The organism is Bartonella sp. AP3QHHD (assembly GCF_042195765.1).
In the GTDB taxonomy this organism is placed as follows: Bacteria; Pseudomonadota; Alphaproteobacteria; order Rhizobiales; family Rhizobiaceae; genus Bartonella.
Genome location: NZ_JBHIPC010000087.1, coordinates 52,002 through 71,157, shown reverse-complemented (window position 1 = coordinate 71,157; position 19,156 = coordinate 52,002). Strand labels below are relative to the sequence as shown.

Here is a 19,156-nt window from a genome sequence, read left to right as displayed (position 1 = left end):
TCAAAATACTATCAATAAAAATATGAAAAAATCTTTTGTCTCTCATACATTTAAAATGTTAAACTGAACCTATATAGAAGATAAAAAACGTGTCATATTATTTTTTCTAAAGCTAAATGAAAATAAAATCTTTTTATGAGTTGTAAATAATTCCTCAATTTTCAGAAATCAAAAAGTTTTTTCCTATATAAGATTCTTTATGTTGATCTTTGGGATGGGAGGAGCAGCTATGTATACAGCATTAAGGATCTTATTGATATTATGGGGAGTATTGGCATTTGATACGTGGGGGAGAGCACAAGATTTTCAAACTCCCGCATACCAATTGTTATTACTCGATGATGATACAGAGACAGTACTCTATGAAAAACAAAGTGCTATTCCTTTTTTTCCTGCTTCATTAGTAAAATTGATGACAGCAGAAGTTGTATTTCATCAATTAAAAAAAGGATTATTAAAAAGTACGCAGAAATTTAAGGTCAGTGAAAATGCTTGGCGCAAGGGTGGAGCACCTTCTGGTACAACCACTATGTTTGCAAAGATAAAAACAGAAATCAGTGTTTCTGATCTGTTGCGTGGTTTAATTATTGTCAATGGAAATGATGCTGCTATTATTCTTGCTGAAGGAATATCAGGACATGAAGATCATTTTGTAAAACTGATGAATCAGCGCGCAAAAATGATTGGATTATCTCAGAGTCATTTTGTTAATGCAACAGGGCTACCCGAAGAGGGACAATTTGTAACTGTGCGTGATATGATTATATTAGCACGTCATATTGTTCAGGAATATCCGGATTATTATGCACTTTATTGTGAGTCTCATTTTACATGGAATAATATTTTTCAACGTAACAAAAACCCTCTTATTTCTAAGGAAATTGGTGTAGAAGGATTTGGTTTTGGTTACAGTGAAAAAGAAGGTTTTTCAATGGTTGCCACTATTTCTAAAAATCATCGACGTCTTTTTTTAGCAATCAATGGTTTGCAAGATGGTAAAAAATATACAAAAGAAATAGAACGCATTCTTCAATGGGGAATGACGGCTTTTGATCTCAAAACGATTTTCAGAAAAGGAGAAATAGTTGGTCGTGCTGCTGTTTATGGTGGTAAGAAAAATTTTGTTCCACTCATTATTAAAACACCAATAAGTTTTATGCTTTCGAATGAAAAAAAAGTAAATGTTAAAGCAAAAATTAAATATCATGGTCCATTGAAAGCTCCCATCGTTTCTGGGCAATCAGTTGGCGTTATTCAAATTTTAGAAGATAAAAAGGTTCTTCTGGAAAAACCAGTTTTTGCCGGAATGAATGTTTGGGAAGGAAGTTTCTTTGCAAAAGTAAAAAGTGCATTCTATGAAATAACAATTGGATGGTTACGGAAATATTTATAGTTACGCGCTAATAAGGTTAAGATCATACGTGTCAGGTTATTTTATTACATTCGAAGGAGGGGACGGGGTAGGGAAAACGGTGCAGATTTCTTTACTTGCTGAGTCTCTCTCTCACCAAGGTTATGATGTTGTCACAACACGAGAACCAGGAGGAACGCCAGGAGCAGAAGCAATCCGGCATATTTTGTTGTCGGGGCAGGCGCGACAGTATGGACCGTTGATTGAAGCTGTTTTGTTTACAGCTGCACGTGTCGACCATGTTACTGAGGTTATCGCACCTTCTTTGCAAAAAGGTAAAATCGTTTTATGTGACCGCTTTATTGATTCTACACGCGTTTATCAAGGACTCAATAATAGAGTCAGTTCTTCTTTTCTTTCTGTTTTAGAGTGTATTGCGCTCAATGGTATTTTGCCTCATTTAACATTTTTATTAGATATGCCAGCAATGTGTGGTATGAAGCGTGCAAATTTGCGAAGAAAAAAAACAGAAGAAATTGATTATTTTGAAAAAGATCAGTTGGAAATTCAAGAACAAAGGCGTCAGGCTTTTCTTCAATTGGCCAAACAAGAACCCCATAGATTTCGAGTCATTGATGCCACTGGCTCAGTAGAAGCTATTGCTCATCAAATAAAAAATATTTGTCATCAGGTATTGTTGGATCAGCTTTCATGAGTAATTTAAATACCTTACGCCAATATGATGATATTGATACAATTTTATCACCATCCCAGAACAATGTTATCTTTGGTCATGAGGATGTGCGTCATTTTTTGACACAAATGCTTAAAGAAGAGCGTTTGCATCATGCATTATTATTTGAAGGAGAATATGGGATTGGAAAGGCTACATTAGCCTTTCATCTTGCTTGGAACATTTTAAGTTTTCAACAGAGTGCTTTCTTGAAACCCGATCCTTATTCTACCCCATGGCGCCAAATTACACAAGGAAGTCACCCTGGTCTTTTGTATATTTCACGTCGATTTGATGTGAAAACGCAAAAGTTTAAAACAGGAATACTCGTTGATGATATCCGTGATATTATGCATTTTTTAAGCCGAACATCACAAGATAATGGATGGCGTATTGTTATTATTGATTCTGCAGATGATATGAATAGAAATGCAGCGAATGCAATTCTCAAAATACTTGAAGAACCACCTACAAAAACGTTATTTGTTATTATCGCACATTCTTCAGGAAAATTGCTTCCAACAATCCATTCACGGTGTCAAAAAATTTCTTTTCGTCCGTTGAATAACGATGAAATGAAAAAAGTTATTATACATATTTTCGCCGATCAGGATTTACCTGATGAAAAAACAATTGAAATGATTATTAAAAAATCTAAAGGAAGCCCTCGAAAAGCCGCTTTACTTATTTGCCATGGCGGTCTTGAAATTATTAAAACAATTGATGCTCTCCTAGAGAAACCTGTTTGTAACGCAACAATTGTACATACTCTTGCACAAACATTTTCATCTACTTCTTCTACATTCCAATTTCAACAATTTTGTGATGAAATTCTTAATAAAATTCAAAAAAAAGCTATCATGCTCGTTGAAAAGGGAGACTTATTTCTCTCAAAAAAATATGCGGAAAAATGGCAGGAGATTCATCAAGAAATAGAGGAAATACAACTGTTTAATCTCGATAAAAAGCAGTTTGTTATTAACTTACTTTTTAAAGTTCATAAGATCATTCATGAGAATTAGTTTTTCCGTGACAATGCGATGAACAAGCGTTATGTCATTATATCTTCTATTTATAGCGTTTTACAACGAGTATGACATGCGTGACACATATTACATAACAACTCCCATTTTTTATCCTAATGGTGCTCCACATATTGGACATGCTTATAGTGCCATTGCAAGCGATGTTTTAGCCCGCTTTCAACGGTTAAACGGAAAAAATGTATTTTTTCTTTCTGGTACAGATGAGCATGGTCTCAAGATGCAACAAACAGCAGCTGCATTAGGCATGACACCTCAGCAACTTGCAGATCGTAATAGTGCGGTGTTTCAAAAAATGCTTGCAGTATTAAATTGTTCTAACGATGATTTTATCCGTACGACAGAAGAACGCCATTATCAAGCTTGTCAAGAAATTTGGAAAAAGATGGAAGCAAATGGCGATATTTATCTCGGTCGTTATACGGGGTGGTATTCGGTTCGCCAAGAAGCCTATTATGAAGAAAAAGATACGGAAATTGGAGCAGACAACATCCGTCGTGAGAAAGAATTAGGCTCTCCAGTTGAATGGAATGAAGAAGAAAGTTATTTTTTTAGACTTTCTCATTATGAAAAGGCTCTTCTTGAATATTATGAAAAACATCCTGATTTTATTGCTCCATTTGAGCGGCGTAATGAAATTATAAGTTTTATCAAATCAGGTTTAAAAGATATCTCTATTTCACGCGCAAGTTTTAACTGGGGAATTGCTGTTCCTGAGAATCCAAAGCACGTGATGTATGTCTGGGTTGATGCGCTTACAAATTATCTATCAGCAATAGGTTTTTTCAATGAAAATTCAAAAAAACGTGATTTTTGGCCTGCAAATACGCATATTATTGGTAAGGATATTATTCGTTTTCATGCAGTCTATTGGCCGGCATTTTTAATGTCTGCTGGAATTGAATTGCCTAAAAATATTTTTGCACATGGTTTTTTACTTAATCGTGGTGCAAAAATGTCAAAATCTATTGGAAATGTCGTTGATCCTTTTGAAATGGTTGATCATTATGGTCTTGATCAGGTCCGTTATTTCCTTCTCCGTGAAGTGCCATTCGGACAAGATGGTAGTTATAGTCATGAAAGCCTTGTGAACCGTATTAATGCTGATCTTGCTAACGATCTTGGTAATTTAGCACAGCGCTGTTTGTCTATGATTGCCAAAAATTGTAATGCACAAGTCCCGAAACCAGCTTCATTTTTAGCTCAAGATAAACAGCTTTTAGAACAATCTCTTCAAGTACTTGAAACTGTACACCAAGCTATGTGTTCTTATAGTATGCATTTAGCACTTTCAGCTATTTTTTCAATTGTAGCAGATGCCAATCGTTATTTTGCCAACGAACAACCTTGGAGTTTACGTAAAAATGATCGAGAGCGATTTTCTACAGTTCTTTATATAACTGTAGAAATCTTGCGGAGAATAGGAATTATGCTTTTGCCTTTCATCCCCCAATCAGCTGCGAAACTTCTTGATAGCCTTGCGGTTGCTGAAGATGATCGGTTATTGTATCATATAAGTCATTCAAAAATTCAAGAAGGGCTTAATCTTCCACCACCAGAACCAATTTTTCCTCGTTATATCTTGAAGAAAGAAGACACTCATCATGTTGATTGATACACATTGTCATCTTGATTTTGAAGACTTTTCACAAGATTTGGATAATGTTATCCAACGGGCTTTAGATGCTGACGTTAAACGTATGATAACAATTTCAACCCATGTTCATAAGTTAGATAAACTGTTAGCCATTGCGCAAAGCTATGATCAAGTCTTTTGTTCCGTTGGAACACACCCCAATCACGCGCATGAAGAACAAAATATTACAGCGGAAAAGCTTATACAGCTCTCGAATCACCCTAAAATTGTTGCGTTTGGGGAAGGGGGCCTTGATTATCATTATGATTACTCTACACCAGAAGAGCAAAAGAAAGTTTTTCAAGAACATATCATTGCTTCTCGAGAAACACAGATTCCTCTTGTTATACATTCACGCAATGCCGATATCGATATGGAGAAAATATTACGTGAACAGATAAAAGAAGGAGCTTTTCCCTTTATCCTTCATTGTTATTCGTCTGGAATGCAACTTGCTCGTGCTGGAATTGAACTTGGTGGTTATATTTCTTTTTCGGGTATTCTTACTTTTAAAAACGCACTTGAAATCCGTGAAATAGCAAAAATTGTGCCCCATGAGCATTTGTTAGTGGAAACAGATGCTCCATTCTTAGCACCTAATCCCCATCGGGGCAAAACAAATGAACCATCTTTTGTATGTTATACAGCAGCTGTTTTGGCTGAAACAATTGGCTTAAGCATTGAAGAAATAGCTCAAATAACAACGCGTAATGCTTTTCGTTTATTTAGCAAAATGAAATAAGGCAAAAGATATGTGTGATCAATACCGATTTACAATATTAGGTTGTGGTCCTTCTCCAGGAGTGCCAAGACCTAATGGTGATTGGGGAACATGTGATCCGAATAACCCTAAAAATAAACGCTACAGAAGTTCTTTATTAGTTGAACGTATTAAACCTTCTGGAGACAAAACAACGATCGTTATTGATACAGGTCCAGATTTTCGCTCACAAATGATCGATGCGCGTGTAAGCCATCTTGATGCTGCTCTTTACACGCATTCTCATGCAGACCATATCCACGGTATTGATGATTTACGCAGCTATGCACTTGCACAAAAACGTTTAATAGATATCTATGCCGACAGATTTACACTAGAGCATCTCAAAAGTGCTTTTGGATATTGTTTTCAAACTCTAAAAGATTCATCTTATTCTCCCATTTTAAAAGAACATCTTATCAATGAAGATAGCCAATTTATTATTCAGGGGCAGGGCGGAGAAATAAGTGTCAATACACATTTACAACACCACGGAAACATTCATTCCTTAGGTTTTCGGATTGGGAATGTTGCCTATTGTACGGATGTTAGTAAATTTCCTGAAAAAACTTTATCCAAATTAATGGATTTAGATGTTCTCATCATTGAAGCTCTTCAATTTAAATCCCATCCGAGTCATTTTTCTGTTGATCAAGCATTACAGTGGATAGAATATTTAAAGCCAAAACAAGCAATACTCACACATATGGACAGATCGCTGGATTACAATAAGGTAATAAATTACGTTCCATCCTATGTAAAACCTGCATATCAAGGTCTTACTTTTGAAACAGATGCGTAAGCTTATTATGCGCAATATTTTAAGTTAAATAAAACACTTTTAAATTTATCCTTTATTTTATTTCATTTTTGACATATTTAGTGTTTTTATGTCAAAAATGAGGCTTTTATGTATAAGAATTTTAAGCGGGGTGTATGTATTGTGGTTTTAGCGGTTTCCTTGACAGCATGTGGGGGGCGTTTAGAAAAAAATATTGCAACGACAACATTACATGACGGATCAATGAGTTGTGCCGATATTCAACGGGAGTTTTTTGCTAATAAACGTCAGATTAATGATACAATTACAGAGCGTTCTAAAGCAAGAAATAAAAACGTGGCTTTAGCAGCGGTAAGTGTTGTATTTGTACCTGCTTTGTTTTTTATGGATACTAAATCCAGTGAAAGTAATGAAATTTCGGCTTTAAATAATCGTAATGCTGTTTTAAGTGATCTTGCACGTATGAAGCGTTGTAAAATAGTACAGTAATTTTTCTTAATTTTTGGTCTTTAAGGTATATACCTTAAAGACCAAATTTTATTTTAAAAGTAAATTGTATGATATAAATATTATGATGATGTTTTAAAGTAGGGTTTTCTGTATCATATTATCGCATAATATATATTATGGAACTTTATGAGGAAGTATAACTAGCATCAGCGTTTTGAGGAACGAAGCTTTAAAATGAGCTACTTAAGTTAACTAAGATCGAAAATCGAGCCTGTTATTCTGGCTCGAAAATTTTAATCACAATGTTTTTTTATTTTTTACTCTTTTAAAAAAAATAATTACAATTTGTAGTACTATAAAAGCTAAAAACAATATTCCATGAAATAATGGTACAAATGGCTGATAAATAAAATCGGAATAATATATTGTTATTGCTTCAATCAACGCTGCAATACACCACACAATGATACCCCATAGTGAATACATCCAAAGTCCAACTAAGGCAATAGGATAGAGAATAGCCAATATAGCTGATGTAAATTGCCACTGCCAAGGCATAAGATCAAAACGCCATAGAATACCTGGAAAAACACCAACAAGGCGTATCCAATAACAAATACCTAGAACTAAGCAAATAAGTGCCAAAAAACGTAAGTAACAGTTATAGATTAAATTGATTTTTGAAATCTGTTTGTGAGAATTATTTTTCACAATAATAACTCTTGTTCAACAGGTTGGAAGTAAGAATCTACCATTTCATCTGTCACATTTGAAAGTTTATCTGGTTGCCATTGAGGTCTTTTATCCTTATCGATTAACATAGCACGTATACCTTCATAAAAATCATGTGAATGAAGCATATGATACGCTATGCGGTTTTCAATTTTCATACAATCTTCCAACGTTTGAGATGAATTTTGTTTCATTTGTTTCCAGATAACTTTTAAACTTGTCGGAGAACGTGACTGCAAAATATCATAACATTCTTTAGCAAATAAAACATCTTCATTGCTTTTTTTATGTAGCAACTCAAGACATTCTTCTAAGGTATGGGCACTAAAACAAGTGTTAATAATACAACGTATTTCATGACTTGTTTCATAGTCTTTTGTAATTGCTCGCTCGTTTAAAGCTAAAGTAGGATCTCCTTGCTCAATAACAGCTTTTCTAATCATATCGAATTCAGTTTCAGCAACGGCGTGTGTTGCTAATCCTAAATTTAAGCAATCTCCCCACTTTATACATGCGCCCGTTAATGCAAGATAGATACCAAAATGATTGGGAAGAGATGGTAAGAAAAAACTTGCACCTACATCTGGAAAAAATCCAATCGCACCTTCTGGCATAGCAAAAACTGTATTTTCTGTAACAATTCGATGCGAGCCATAGAGAGAAATACCTACCCCACCTCCCATCCAAATACCGTTTAAGAAAGAAATGTAGGGCTTTGAAAAATGTTTGATATAAGCATTTAAACTATATTCATTCCTAAAGTATTGACAAGAAGCAGTACTTTTCCCCATATGATAGATTTCTACAACATCTCCACCAGCACAAAAAGCACGCCCCTCCCCTTCAATTAAGACACAAAAAACATTATCATCTATTTCCCATGTTCTGAGAGCTTTTTTTAAAGCTGAAACCATTCGTTGATTAAGAGCGTTTAATGCTGAAGGACGTGTGAGCTTTATAATACCAGCACGCCCTTCTTTCGTAAAAGAAATATCATCATCTGCTCCAAAATTAATTTGCATCTCACACCCTTCTTAAAACAATTATTTCATTGTTTTTTTTATACTTTTTTCCCCAAGTTTAGGAAATGTTTGCATGATTGCGCCAATACAATATATATAAATTCCTGTTACCGAAATTCCTATTTTAACCCAATAGGGAGCCTCTAGTTGATAAAAGAAGGCAGAAACACCAAAAAAACACCATAAGAGAAAAATGGGAAAATTAATTCTACGTAAACGAAGGACTCTTACTGGATGAATAAAATAAATTGGCAAAAAAGATATAATCGCCGATAAAACAATAATGATAAAAGTAATCCACTCTCCTGGTCTGACGACAAAAAGCGTAAAAATCATCATATTCCAAACAACAGGAAATCCTTTAAAAAAGTTTTCTTTGGTTTTCATACTAGTATCTGCATAATAAATAGCAGATGAAATAACAATAATTGCACTCAATGAAAATGATAACCCTACCCCCATGAAACCACTTTGATAGAGTGCAAAGGCAGGAATTAAGACATAAGTCACGTAATCAATAATATTATCTAACAGCTCTCCAGACCATGTTGGAAGAACGTATTTAACATCAAGTTTGCGTGCAATTGGTCCATCTATACCATCAACGAGAAGAGCAAGCCCAAGCCAACAGAACATAGCTGTCCATTCTTTTTGAGAGGCTGATATAAGAGAAAGAAACGCTAAAAATGATCCCGAAGCTGTCAGTAAATGAACGGAAAAGGCCTTTGCTTGTGGCATTGTTACTTTTTTATGGCGTAATAATTTAGCATTTGTTTTGATTTTCTTTGTTAATTTACGTTTCAAGGTTTTCTTATCCTCGTTTTTAAAGTCTTCAACCATCTATCAATACGCCATTTTTTAACGATGATATAACTCAGCATTTAAAAAAATCATAAAAAGGTTACTTTTTTATATCGCATTATTTATTACATACTATAATAATAGAAGAGCTTCATATAATAAAAAGAGAGAGATCATTTGGAAATGTTAAAATATTTTCTCAATGAATAAAGGTTCAAATCGTTGTGATATTTGAAAAGGAAGAGCATAAAGATATTGCTGTTATTGGTGCAGGTCCTGTCGGAATGTTAGCCGCGCTGAGTCTTGCACAGAAGGGGTTTTCTGTTTTTCTTGTTGGGCCCCCTGCTCATACAGATGAGTTACGGACAACGGCTCTTATGATGCCCGCAATACGCACGCTTCAAAAACTCAATATTTGGGATAATCTTCAAAAACATGCAGCTGCTTTATCGTCCATGAGAATTATAGATATAACTTCTAGAATTGTGCATGCTCCTACGGTGCATTTTTCTTCTACTGAAATTGGCGAAAAAGCTTTTGGCTATAATATACCTAATGTAAAATTGAACAGTGCTTTAGTCGACGCTGTTACACATACGCCCAATATTATAAGATTTGTTTCTGCTGCCAAATCTGTTCATCACACAAAAAACCATGTATGCATTACTCTTGCTGATCATAGAATTATTCAAGCACCACTTGTTGTTGCAGCTGATGGACGTCACTCTCTTACACGTGCCGCAGCAGGGATAAGTGTGAAACAGTGGAATTATCCACAAAAAGCACTTGTTCTCAACTTTTCTCATGAGTTTTCTCATCAAAATACATCAACTGAATTTCATACAGAACACGGTCCATTTACACAGGTTCCACTACCAGGACGAAGATCTAGTCTTGTATGGGTTGTTCATCCTTCCCGCGCTGAGGAATTATTAAATATAGAACCAAAAACAATTGCAAAAATGATCGAAAACCAAATGCAATCAATGCTTGGAAAGCTAAGCTTAGAAACATCAATTCAAGCATGGCCGATTTTCGGACTTCTTTCTCATCATTTTGCTGCTAATCGAACAATTTTAGTGGGTGAAGCCGCTCATGTTTTTCCTCCTATTGGAGCACAGGGATTGAATTTAGGATTCCGTGATGTCCAAACTTTAATTGATATTTTACCCAATAAAATATCCAATTCTAACTCTGAAATGATTGTTGCACATTATAACAAATGCCGCAAACCAGATATATTAATCCGAAGTGGAGCTGTTCATACACTGAACTCTGCCCTACTTTCTCATATGTTGCCTGTTCATATCATACGAAGCATTGGGCTTGGTTTGTTGCATAGTTTCCCACCATTACGTAATTTATTTATGCGCGAAGGAATGTATCCCGGTTATGGATTTAAGGAAATTATGCAAATATTTCCAACAAAAACATCAAAACAGCTCTACTAAGCAATAATGGATAATAACGTAAAATAATAAATTGCATTTTGCAATCATATCTATTACTGATATAAAAAATATTTTTGTTCTTTATAAGAAGTAACAAATTATATTAAAATAATTAATTATATTTATTTGATTTATTTATAATAATAACATGTTATAATTAATATAACTGTAAATTATTTTTTATTAAAAATTATTATATATATTTAGTATGTTGATATGAAATAAGAGAAAACTGAATTATATACTACAAATTAAATTATAAAGATATCTTGCTAAATCATAGCTGTTAAATTTAGCACTATAAAGAAAATGAAAAATAATACCGTTTTGAAAAAGTTATTTTATAAAATTAATTTTAATAAGAAAATAAATAAAAAAAACGGTTTTATTTAATCAATATGTTTTCAAAAATTTTTATTGTTAAGTATAATATTAAAAATAAAATCATCTTTGGAACCTGTTAGTAACACAGAGGTTAATGAAGTGTTGTTTCAACAAATGGTAACAAGATGACACTAAATAATTTTTTGAAATTAAGTACTTTTTTTATAATGATTGCATGTGTCTCGTTGATAGTCACGACTTCAATAAGTGAAGTTTTTCACCTTCCTTATTGTCAAACCTTTACCTATAGCTCTACTCAAAAGGTCACTAAAATAGGTCAGAACTCATTTACTGCCTCACAAGTTAAAAATTGTCTTATGCAAAATGGTTTTGAGAATATTAAACGATTGCGCTTAGATGACAATGGTATCTGGCGTGCTTTAGTAAAATTTAAAAAGTCCCATTTTTTCGTATCCGTTGACTATTCAGGAACAGTTAGCATTCAAAATGAAAGAAAAGAATATGATTGATTTAAAAACTTACAGCAACGTTTCTTTTCACAGCTGTAAGAAAAAAAAATTAAAAAAGTACTGCCATTCTATTAAAGAATTTGCTTTCATTGGCGGTTTAAATGGTAGCATATCAGGAGCTATCGCGGCAATTCTTGCAGCTTATGGTTATATTGCTCTTCCTGGATTTGGTCCAGTTATCGCAATGGGTATAGGAGTAGCACTTTCTTCCGGAATAATAATAGGAGCACTGATAGGATCAGGAATGGGAGGGAGTGTCGGTATATGCTGTATTTTATTGGGAAATTTATATGAATCATAATAATTTTTTCTCTTATAAATTACATAATGCATAGAAATTTCTCGTCATTTTTTCTATGAAAAACAATTAAATCATCAACAAATTATATGTTCTTTTTTTGATGAAACGATTATCATATTATAAATGAAATAACATCTAACTTACTAAAATTCCTTATTTAATTTCTTATTATACCTCAAAAAGTAGATTTTTTAAAAACATCTCTTGAAGAAATGTAAGTGAGATATAATTATCCATCCATAAAAGCTGTATTTTTTATAGATCAAAAAATAAAATTTATGTTCAGAAATATATATAAACATACTTTAATTTATTTGCTCTTTATAAAAACTAATATTTCTATGTAAATTATTTTTCTTAAAGTTCAATTTAAGACACTTATATAACATATAATTAGTATAGATTATTATTTATAGATAATAATCTATTTAAAGATAAGTATAAAGGTACTTCATGAAAAAAATATTATTATCATTATTGTTTTTTATGGCATTTTTAATTCATAAAAATTCTGCATTAGCACTATCAAAACAAGTAAATATTTATAAATTAGAAGATAACAATTCCAAAAAGGCTATTGGTAGCATTAAAATTGAAGAAACCACATACGGTTTGATTTTCATCCCTAATTTATCTACTTTATCAGAAGGAATGCATGGTTTTCATGTACATGTAAATCCTTTATGTGATACAAAAGATGGTATAATTGGTGGAAGCGCAGGTGGACATTATGATCCGGAACATACCGGAAAACATTTAGGACCTTATAATGTCAATGGTCATCTTGGTGATTTACCAGCACTTTATGTTGATAAGCAGGGATATGCCATAATGAGCGTTCTTGCTCCACGATTAAAAAAAATCTCTGAAATTAAAGGGCGCTCTTTAGTCATTCATTTAGGGGCTGATAATCAATCAGATAAACCATTACCGCTTGGCGGAGGTGGAGCACGTTTAGCGTGCGGTATTATTGAAAAATAAAGAGAGTATTGTGGCAGACTGCGACAGTACACACTCCCTTTACCATAAGGTGTGAGAGAAATTTATTTTTTTAATCTATTTCAAGAAATTGAGTAAACTATGTGAATATTTTATAAAATTAATGTTTTTTTAAATGTTTACTTCGGATAACAAAAAGCTTAATAATCATCAAAATGAACAGTAATGGAAATTAAAGAAATAGTAGTGTAAATTCTCCGTAAGAAGACTTCAATATGAGGAAGTAATATTTTCCATGCTTGATGTAAACAAAGCAAAAAAGTCGAATTTCACCCTCTATAATAGCAAATTTATAATAAATTATAATCATTAAGTCTAGTATCTAATGGAATCACGCTCAATGCACAAAATAGAACAGGACTAAAACAGAATTTTTACTCTTCCCCTACTCAACCCTACTCATGAGGTACGTGAGAAAAATTTTAATTGATACAATATCAATATAATAAGTCAAACAAAATAGTTAGAGTAATTTTTCATCACTCTGAAAAAAGGCTTTTAAACAATAGAGTCTTTTTAAAAATACCCCTTATAGATACATATGATCCCAATCTAGTGGACGTATCTCACCAGTTTGATAAAATTGACGAATGAGCTTAATATAATCAAGAAAATCTTTGTTTTCCTCCACTAATCTATTAGCAGTATCCCAATCAATATCACTACGTTCTTTGGCAGGAATTAAGATCTCACTCTCGGAAGAGTTTTCCTTATTAAGTCTTATAAATCCAATTCCATGCAAACTTGAAAGCATCCGAAGCTCTTTTAATGTATCAACTCCTTCAATTTCACTAGCAACTAAATAACTCAAATTAGCCCATGAAGAATTACTAACTGTTTGAAAAAATGCTTTTCGTAAATTTGAACGATTGATGAGAATTTTTACTTCAAAAGACCAAAGCTTTGTCTTTTTATCAAAATATTGCAAAACACAGTCTTTGATTTCACGATTCCATTCCTTGCTTAAATCTTGCATCCCTACGAGATCTGGATAAAGCCATTTATTTCCGCCTGCACCATGTTTATTACGAGAACATTTCTCATTAATGCGTTTGCTATAAACTGCAAGTTCTGACCATAAAAATTTAGATAATAACGGATAAAGATCATGCTCTTTAACAGAGCCATCTTCTGTTCTACTCTTTGCATTGTCCTCTATTGCATCAATTTCAGCACTATCTGTTTGTTTAGTAAAATAATATTGTCGCGGTCGTCCTTCAGTGGTTTTAATTTCTGGATAACGCTTTTGTAATTGAGGGCGCTGCGATCCTATTTCAGCAACAATTTGCTGAATAAGAGCTGCATCACTATTAAGGGGATTGATTATCGCCGTTGAATGCTTTTGTTTTTGACGGCATTTTTCTGGGTAATTTTCAAATATCCATTGAGCAATTTCTCGAGCTGTAAACTTTTTTGTCGGGTTTTTCTTTAAAAAATTAAAAACAGTGTTTGTTAAATTTAAAGTCATATGAAAAACTCCCCCTTTTATCCTCTGGGTATTTCATTATATTCAGGCGTTTTAAATGAAAGAACAATAAACTGTTTAAGTTTTTTAAAAAAAGAACATTTATTAAATTACTCAATAAAATTAAAATATTTTTTTAATTTATAACTATAACTCAAAGATCTTTTCACATAACGAAAATAAGATTGTACTTTTATAAAAAATTGTAAATGTACTACAAATCACCATAAAAAAGCATAATCTTGTGTAACTTTTCTATACATTTTTCCTTTTATTTTAACGTCGTTAGAAAAAAGTTAAGAGCTCTCAAGTATAGATTCTGAAATGGTAAACTCCGCACACAAACCTTCAAAACTACTATTTGCTTTAATAACATCATGGGGAATAAGAACATAATACCATTTTTTATCGCCATAAGTCGCCGCATAGCGCGTTGCATGACAACACCATTGAACTGCAGCTTCTCTCTTTTTTAAAACAATAGGATTTTGCATTTCAGAGGCTTTTTTAGGCTCACAAAGATATTTGGCATCCTTCGTTTCTACAACAAAGTCTGGTTCATAGATTGATCCTTTATCATATTCTATCTTGAAAAAACCTCGAGCGGGTTTCATCCATTTCAAGACTTGTGCATCATCCTCTAATATTTGAGCAAATCGTAATTCCCCTTCTACTGAATCAAACTTTTGTAAAGGATAACAGCATTTTCTAAAGCCGCTGAATACAAGTTTTTTAATATCACTTTTAATGGCAGGAATATTACGAAAATCAAGAGGAGACATCCCTTGCGGTAACACATAATGGATAGGTGATAAAGCTGTAAAACCCCGTGTAACTTTAACCGCATAATCTTTTTGCGTTTCCCATTGATGTTCTCTTAATTGCGCAACAATAAAACTAGTAAGCTTGTGCTGATAGTGAATTAATACGTTCTCAACAGCTGTATCATTGGGTAAATAAGATCGGAAATGTTCTACCATCTGACTAGCTAATTTTCGTAATAAGAGCGTATGGTTATCATAATCGACAAAGTCATTATCAATCAAACCACGAATGATGTAGTTTTCAAGATAAGGCTCTTTGACATATTCATTCTTAGATGTGAGAAAAATGCTTTTATGGGTACGCAATTCTCGAATTAAAAGTTCTTTACTAACAGGTTGAAAATTTAAGCTTTCTAGATTTTTTAAATCAAAGTCATAAAAACCATAAGTAACATCACGCAAAGGTATGAGTATAATATTTGGAATATCTATTATCAGTTCTGTTAATTGTTTTGTCAGAATTGTCACCACTTTTGATACAAGAGACTTTTGTGATGAAGGCTTAATATTCATAACTTTATTAGCAATTTTTTCTTGTATCTGTGCAGAACAAAGCATTTGAGAACTTGGCAATTTATCATTCTCTTTGATAAGATCCCACGCGATCGCTGCAATATCTTGCTCTTCAGGTGTTAATGTAGGGGAATCTGTATGACGTAATATGATACCTTGTAAATCAGAAGATGCTCCATTTATATCGGAATTACGTATTACCATCGTTTGCATCAATAAAGCTTCTACTTGACTTGGAACTGTCACTATATCGGTCTTTTCAAAGGGGATATTCCCTCCTGTTCCAATCTCAATATGCTTTTTTATAATTGAGTTTGGATCGTTTGCACGATCAATAATATCTTGAAAACGATCATGCGCAATAATTGTTAAACGATCAATAGCTTCCACGCCTGTTCTATACCCATAAGGCAAACGCAATCCACGCCCAATTGTTTGCTCTGTTAAAATTTCTGAAGCCGATGCACGCAACGGTACAATAGTATAGAGATTCGTAACATCCCACCCCTCCTTTAATTTATTAACGTGAATAACAATTTCTGTTGGGTCATGAGAATCTTCAATTGCAATCAGCTTTTGAATATTTTGATCTTCTTCTATATTCGACTGTTTTGTATGAATCTCTATAACTTTTCCCTTATAAGCTCCTGCAAAAAAATCATCTGATTCCAATAAATCACGCAATTTCTGTGCATGATTTGTATCTTGAGCGACAACTAAAATAAAAGGCTTAACGAACTTTTTGTTATAATCTTTTGCATAGACAATTAAATCTGCTTTCACGTTTTCATGAGCATGAATTGCATCTTGTAATTTGATATGTTCTAATTGTTCAGATGTATAATTTTGAGGTTGAAAATCTTTACGTGTAGCAACAGCAGGCTCTTTTACAAAACCATCTCTCATAGCCTCTGCAAGTGAATAACTATAGACAACATTTTTAAAATCTACGGGTTTTGCACCTATTGTTTTTGGTGTCGCTGTAAGCTCTATTCCTAAAACAGGTTTTAACTCATTAATTGCTGCCGCACCAGCAGAAGCTCGATAACGATGTGCTTCATCCATTAACAAAACTAAATCAGGAAGATTTGCGAGATAATCAAAATAACTTTCACCAATCGTTTCTTGTAAGCGTTTAATTCGCGGAATACTAGATTTTAGTGCGCCTTTTTTATTATCCGTTGTATTAATTTTAGAAATATTAAAAATATTGATAAAGGCCGTATCTCTATTCTCAAACAAACGCTTTTGTCCTTGAATATGGTGTTCATCAACGCGAATACCTTTACCACTTTCATAATCTTCACCTGTAATAATAACGGGTCTATTGGCAATAAATTCACTCATTCCACTGAAAACATACTTCGGACTTTTGGGACTAAAATCCTGTTTTAACTTTTCATAAATAGTCAAATTTGGCGCTAAAACAAAAAAATGGCGACTACGACCTGTTAAATAAAGATAGCTGATAAAAGCCCCCATAAGTCGCGTTTTCCCAACACCCGTTGCTAAGGTAAAACAAAAAGAGGGAAAGTTTCGTTCAAAATCTTGTACAGAAGGATAAAGATTTTTTATCACTTCTAACTCTGCAACCAAATCAGCATTTTTAGAAAGCTCTATATTTTCTAAGATTTTTACCAAAATATTTAAAGATTCACGTTGAGGATCACGCAACGATAAGCGAGCAGAAATCCTTTTTTCAACAGTGTTCATGAAAAACTCCGCTTTTTATATATTATTCAAATAGATCTAATTCTGCTTGCGCAATATCTTTATTTTTGCTGTTTTCTTTTACCACAATCACTGGTTCAAGATTGGCTACATTTAAACTGTAATCGTCCCTTCCCCATTCGCATTTTTCTAATATTGCACGGGGGATTTTAGTGAGTGTCAGATTTTCAAAGGATGCTGATTTTGTATCAAAGGCTGTACCACAAATCAGCAACGTGCGATGAGAGCCTACCTCTTCACTCATTATACAGAGTTGTTCATGGGTCATGGCGCTCGTTGTGACATAAATATAATCTGTTTCGGTTGAATACCCTTGCATCCAATAATGATTTTCATCCGGTGCATAGGTAAATCCCATATGTTTGCACATGGCTTCTGATAGCATGGCAGCATTATATTCGCGACGAATAATCCATTGTCCCCATGGATCTTTTTGCAACAGAGAAGGTGCAAGGCGATAATAACGGAATCCACCGCCACCTTGCCAATTGACACTTTTGGAAATTCCCCCTTGATCAGTTCCATCAATGACTTGTTTTAAACGAGGGATAATGTGGGTGTGACAATGCTCACCAAGTTCAATCATAATCCACTTCCTTCCCATTTTATGGGCAACAGCACCGGTTGTGCCAGAACCAGCAAAAGAATCCAGTACAAGATCACCGGGATTAGTGGCAAGTTGAATAATGCGTTCCATTAAACGTTCCGGTTTAGGAGTTGTAAAGACACTATCAGAATTGAAGACTTTGGCTTCTTTTTTTGCATCTTGATTATGGCCAACTTCCTGATAAGGCCAAATGGTCATTGAAACCATACCATTTTTTACCTCTGATAAAAAACGTTTCATAGAAGGAACATTACTTCCTGTTGGACCAAACCAAACACGATTATCTTCTAATAGCTTAGCAAATTTTTGTTTACTAACGCGCCAACTCGTTCCAGCAGGAGGCATCACACTGCGCCCAGAAGGCGTAATAATTTCATAAACATCTTTTAAATTCATAGTCTTAACTGAAAGATTATCTGATTTCCAAGGACCGCGAGGATCATTATCAGGATTTTTATAGCGCGCATCCATATCGCTTGAACGAGGAAGCAATTGAGGGCGCCAAATCGTTTTATCTTTAGCATAAACCATTATAAAATCATGATTATCAGAAAGCCATTTTGTATCATTTTGTGGAGCATATTTCTTTTGCCAAATAATATTGTTGATGAAATTTTGGCGACCAAAAATTTCATCCATCATCACTTTAAGATAGGCTTGTTCATCATCATCAATTGATATCCAGATACTTCCATCATCCGCCAGTAAATGATGTAACAATTCTAGCCTGTCTCTCATAAGGCTGAGCCATATGGAATGCTCTAAACCATCTTCATAATGTTCAAAGGCATTGCCTGTATTATAAGGCGGATCGATATAGATACATTTTACCTTCCCCATATATTCTTGTTCAAGCGCTTTGAGTGCGAGCAAATTGTCACCAAAAATAAGTTTATTATCAAAAATATCTTGGGATGATATTCGATGCGAAGCGTGATAAGATTTTTCAAGATCTTCTAATAAGATACGAGGTTCTAGTTTTGGGCGTTTTTCTTTTCCAATCCAAGTGAGTTCTAGTTTTTGTTTATTATAACTCATGCGATCGTCCTTAAATTTAAATGCTTGTGAAAAGTAAACAGCTTATTCATGAATGGCTAAATTA

The 19,156-nt window shown here is 33.7% G+C and carries 17 protein-coding genes; 11 read left to right on the top strand and 6 right to left on the bottom strand.

The features are described from left to right. Positions 1-229: 229 nt before the first annotated feature. The 7 genes from ACFIL7_RS06990 (at position 230) to ACFIL7_RS06960 (ending at position 6,793) form a co-directional block, all read left to right on the top strand. Entirely contained in the window at positions 230-1,393 is a 1,164-nt protein-coding gene (locus tag ACFIL7_RS06990) for a D-alanyl-D-alanine carboxypeptidase family protein (protein ID WP_375634654.1), read from the top strand. Positions 1,394-1,421: 28 nt separating this feature from the next. After that, the gene (tmk, locus tag ACFIL7_RS06985) at positions 1,422-2,066 is read left to right on the top strand and encodes a dTMP kinase (protein WP_375634099.1); all 645 of its coding nucleotides are present in this window, start codon (positions 1,422-1,424) and stop codon (positions 2,064-2,066) included. Then, positions 2,063-3,106: a DNA polymerase III subunit delta' gene (locus ACFIL7_RS06980; protein ID WP_375634097.1), complete on the top strand. Its 1,044-nt coding sequence runs from the start codon at positions 2,063-2,065 to the stop codon at positions 3,104-3,106. Before tmk ends, ACFIL7_RS06980 begins: the two co-directional genes overlap by 4 nt. 76 nt (positions 3,107-3,182) lie before the next feature. Further along, entirely contained in the window at positions 3,183-4,742 is a 1,560-nt protein-coding gene (gene metG, locus ACFIL7_RS06975; RefSeq protein WP_375634655.1) for a methionine--tRNA ligase, read from the top strand. Then, a complete protein-coding gene (locus tag ACFIL7_RS06970; protein ID WP_375643107.1) occupies positions 4,732-5,505 on the top strand; it encodes a TatD family hydrolase in 774 nt (257 codons plus the stop codon). Before metG ends, ACFIL7_RS06970 begins: the two co-directional genes overlap by 11 nt. A gap of 10 nt (positions 5,506-5,515) precedes the next feature. Beyond that, entirely contained in the window at positions 5,516-6,325 is an 810-nt protein-coding gene (locus ACFIL7_RS06965) for an MBL fold metallo-hydrolase (protein ID WP_375634092.1), read from the top strand. Between the two features lie 108 nt (positions 6,326-6,433). Beyond that, positions 6,434-6,793: a hypothetical protein gene (locus ACFIL7_RS06960; RefSeq protein ID WP_375634657.1), complete on the top strand. Its 360-nt coding sequence runs from the start codon at positions 6,434-6,436 to the stop codon at positions 6,791-6,793. Positions 6,794-7,051: 258 nt separating this feature from the next. Here ACFIL7_RS06960 and ACFIL7_RS06955 read toward each other — a convergent pair whose 3' ends face one another. Genes ACFIL7_RS06955 through pcsA form a run of 3 tightly spaced genes read right to left on the bottom strand, consistent with a single transcriptional unit; the run spans position 7,052 to position 9,348 of the window. Then, positions 7,052-7,465, bottom strand: coding sequence for a DUF6163 family protein (locus ACFIL7_RS06955; RefSeq protein ID WP_375634091.1), 414 nt, complete (start codon positions 7,463-7,465; stop codon positions 7,052-7,054). After that, the gene (locus ACFIL7_RS06950; RefSeq protein WP_375634658.1) at positions 7,462-8,508 is read right to left on the bottom strand and encodes an enoyl-CoA hydratase/isomerase family protein; all 1,047 of its coding nucleotides are present in this window, start codon (positions 8,506-8,508) and stop codon (positions 7,462-7,464) included. The genes ACFIL7_RS06955 and ACFIL7_RS06950 overlap by 4 nt, the downstream gene beginning before the upstream one ends. Positions 8,509-8,529: 21 nt before the next feature. Beyond that, the gene (pcsA, locus tag ACFIL7_RS06945; protein WP_375634087.1) at positions 8,530-9,348 is read right to left on the bottom strand and encodes a phosphatidylcholine synthase; all 819 of its coding nucleotides are present in this window, start codon (positions 9,346-9,348) and stop codon (positions 8,530-8,532) included. A gap of 185 nt (positions 9,349-9,533) precedes the next feature. Between pcsA and ACFIL7_RS06940 the strand changes: the two genes are divergently transcribed. The 4 genes from ACFIL7_RS06940 to sodC all read left to right on the top strand — a co-directional run bounded on the left by ACFIL7_RS06940 (position 9,534) and on the right by sodC (position 12,896). Next, positions 9,534-10,760 carry a UbiH/UbiF family hydroxylase gene (locus ACFIL7_RS06940; protein WP_375634659.1) on the top strand — a complete coding sequence of 409 codons (1,227 nt, stop codon included), beginning with the start codon at positions 9,534-9,536 and terminating at the stop codon, positions 10,758-10,760. A gap of 509 nt (positions 10,761-11,269) precedes the next feature. Next, positions 11,270-11,614 carry a hypothetical protein gene (locus ACFIL7_RS06935; protein WP_375611907.1) on the top strand — a complete coding sequence of 115 codons (345 nt, stop codon included), beginning with the start codon at positions 11,270-11,272 and terminating at the stop codon, positions 11,612-11,614. Further along, positions 11,592-11,915 carry a hypothetical protein gene (locus tag ACFIL7_RS06930; RefSeq protein ID WP_375634660.1) on the top strand — a complete coding sequence of 108 codons (324 nt, stop codon included), beginning with the start codon at positions 11,592-11,594 and terminating at the stop codon, positions 11,913-11,915. The genes ACFIL7_RS06935 and ACFIL7_RS06930 overlap by 23 nt, the downstream gene beginning before the upstream one ends. A 453-nt stretch (positions 11,916-12,368) precedes the next feature. Next, a complete protein-coding gene (gene sodC, locus ACFIL7_RS06925) occupies positions 12,369-12,896 on the top strand; it encodes a superoxide dismutase [Cu-Zn] SodC (RefSeq protein WP_375634661.1) in 528 nt (175 codons plus the stop codon). Between the two features lie 547 nt (positions 12,897-13,443). On the opposite strand, the gene ACFIL7_RS06920 is transcribed toward sodC, so the two are convergent. The 3 genes from ACFIL7_RS06920 to ACFIL7_RS06910 all read right to left on the bottom strand — a co-directional run bounded on the left by ACFIL7_RS06920 (position 13,444) and on the right by ACFIL7_RS06910 (position 19,092). Then, positions 13,444-14,382: a COG2958 family protein gene (locus ACFIL7_RS06920; RefSeq protein ID WP_375643112.1), complete on the bottom strand. Its 939-nt coding sequence runs from the start codon at positions 14,380-14,382 to the stop codon at positions 13,444-13,446. Between the two features lie 293 nt (positions 14,383-14,675). Then, positions 14,676-17,429, bottom strand: coding sequence for a DEAD/DEAH box helicase (locus ACFIL7_RS06915; RefSeq protein ID WP_375636729.1), 2,754 nt, complete (start codon positions 17,427-17,429; stop codon positions 14,676-14,678). Positions 17,430-17,451: 22 nt separating this feature from the next. Then, positions 17,452-19,092 carry a site-specific DNA-methyltransferase gene (locus ACFIL7_RS06910; protein WP_375618153.1) on the bottom strand — a complete coding sequence of 547 codons (1,641 nt, stop codon included), beginning with the start codon at positions 19,090-19,092 and terminating at the stop codon, positions 17,452-17,454. Positions 19,093-19,156 lie beyond the last annotated feature (64 nt).

What these genes read in the sequence shown, in the direction of transcription:
- ACFIL7_RS06990 (WP_375634654.1), top strand. Translation starts at nt 230, where the DNA reads ATGTATACAGCATTAAGGATCTTATTGATATTATGGGGAGTATTGGCA.
- ACFIL7_RS06980 (WP_375634097.1), top strand. Translation starts at nt 2,063, where the DNA reads ATGAGTAATTTAAATACCTTACGCCAATATGATGATATTGATACAATT.
- metG (WP_375634655.1), top strand. Translation starts at nt 3,183, where the DNA reads ATGCGTGACACATATTACATAACAACTCCCATTTTTTATCCTAATGGT.
- ACFIL7_RS06970 (WP_375643107.1), top strand. Translation starts at nt 4,732, where the DNA reads ATGTTGATTGATACACATTGTCATCTTGATTTTGAAGACTTTTCACAA.
- ACFIL7_RS06965 (WP_375634092.1), top strand. Translation starts at nt 5,516, where the DNA reads ATGTGTGATCAATACCGATTTACAATATTAGGTTGTGGTCCTTCTCCA.
- ACFIL7_RS06960 (WP_375634657.1), top strand. Translation starts at nt 6,434, where the DNA reads ATGTATAAGAATTTTAAGCGGGGTGTATGTATTGTGGTTTTAGCGGTT.
- ACFIL7_RS06950 (WP_375634658.1), bottom strand. Translation starts at nt 8,508, where the DNA reads ATGCAAATTAATTTTGGAGCAGATGATGATATTTCTTTTACGAAAGAA.
- pcsA (WP_375634087.1), bottom strand. Translation starts at nt 9,348, where the DNA reads ATGGTTGAAGACTTTAAAAACGAGGATAAGAAAACCTTGAAACGTAAA.
- ACFIL7_RS06935 (WP_375611907.1), top strand. Translation starts at nt 11,270, where the DNA reads ATGACACTAAATAATTTTTTGAAATTAAGTACTTTTTTTATAATGATT.
- ACFIL7_RS06930 (WP_375634660.1), top strand. Translation starts at nt 11,592, where the DNA reads ATGAAAGAAAAGAATATGATTGATTTAAAAACTTACAGCAACGTTTCT.
- sodC (WP_375634661.1), top strand. Translation starts at nt 12,369, where the DNA reads ATGAAAAAAATATTATTATCATTATTGTTTTTTATGGCATTTTTAATT.
- ACFIL7_RS06920 (WP_375643112.1), bottom strand. Translation starts at nt 14,382, where the DNA reads ATGACTTTAAATTTAACAAACACTGTTTTTAATTTTTTAAAGAAAAAC.
- ACFIL7_RS06915 (WP_375636729.1), bottom strand. Translation starts at nt 17,429, where the DNA reads ATGAACACTGTTGAAAAAAGGATTTCTGCTCGCTTATCGTTGCGTGAT.
- ACFIL7_RS06910 (WP_375618153.1), bottom strand. Translation starts at nt 19,092, where the DNA reads ATGAGTTATAATAAACAAAAACTAGAACTCACTTGGATTGGAAAAGAA.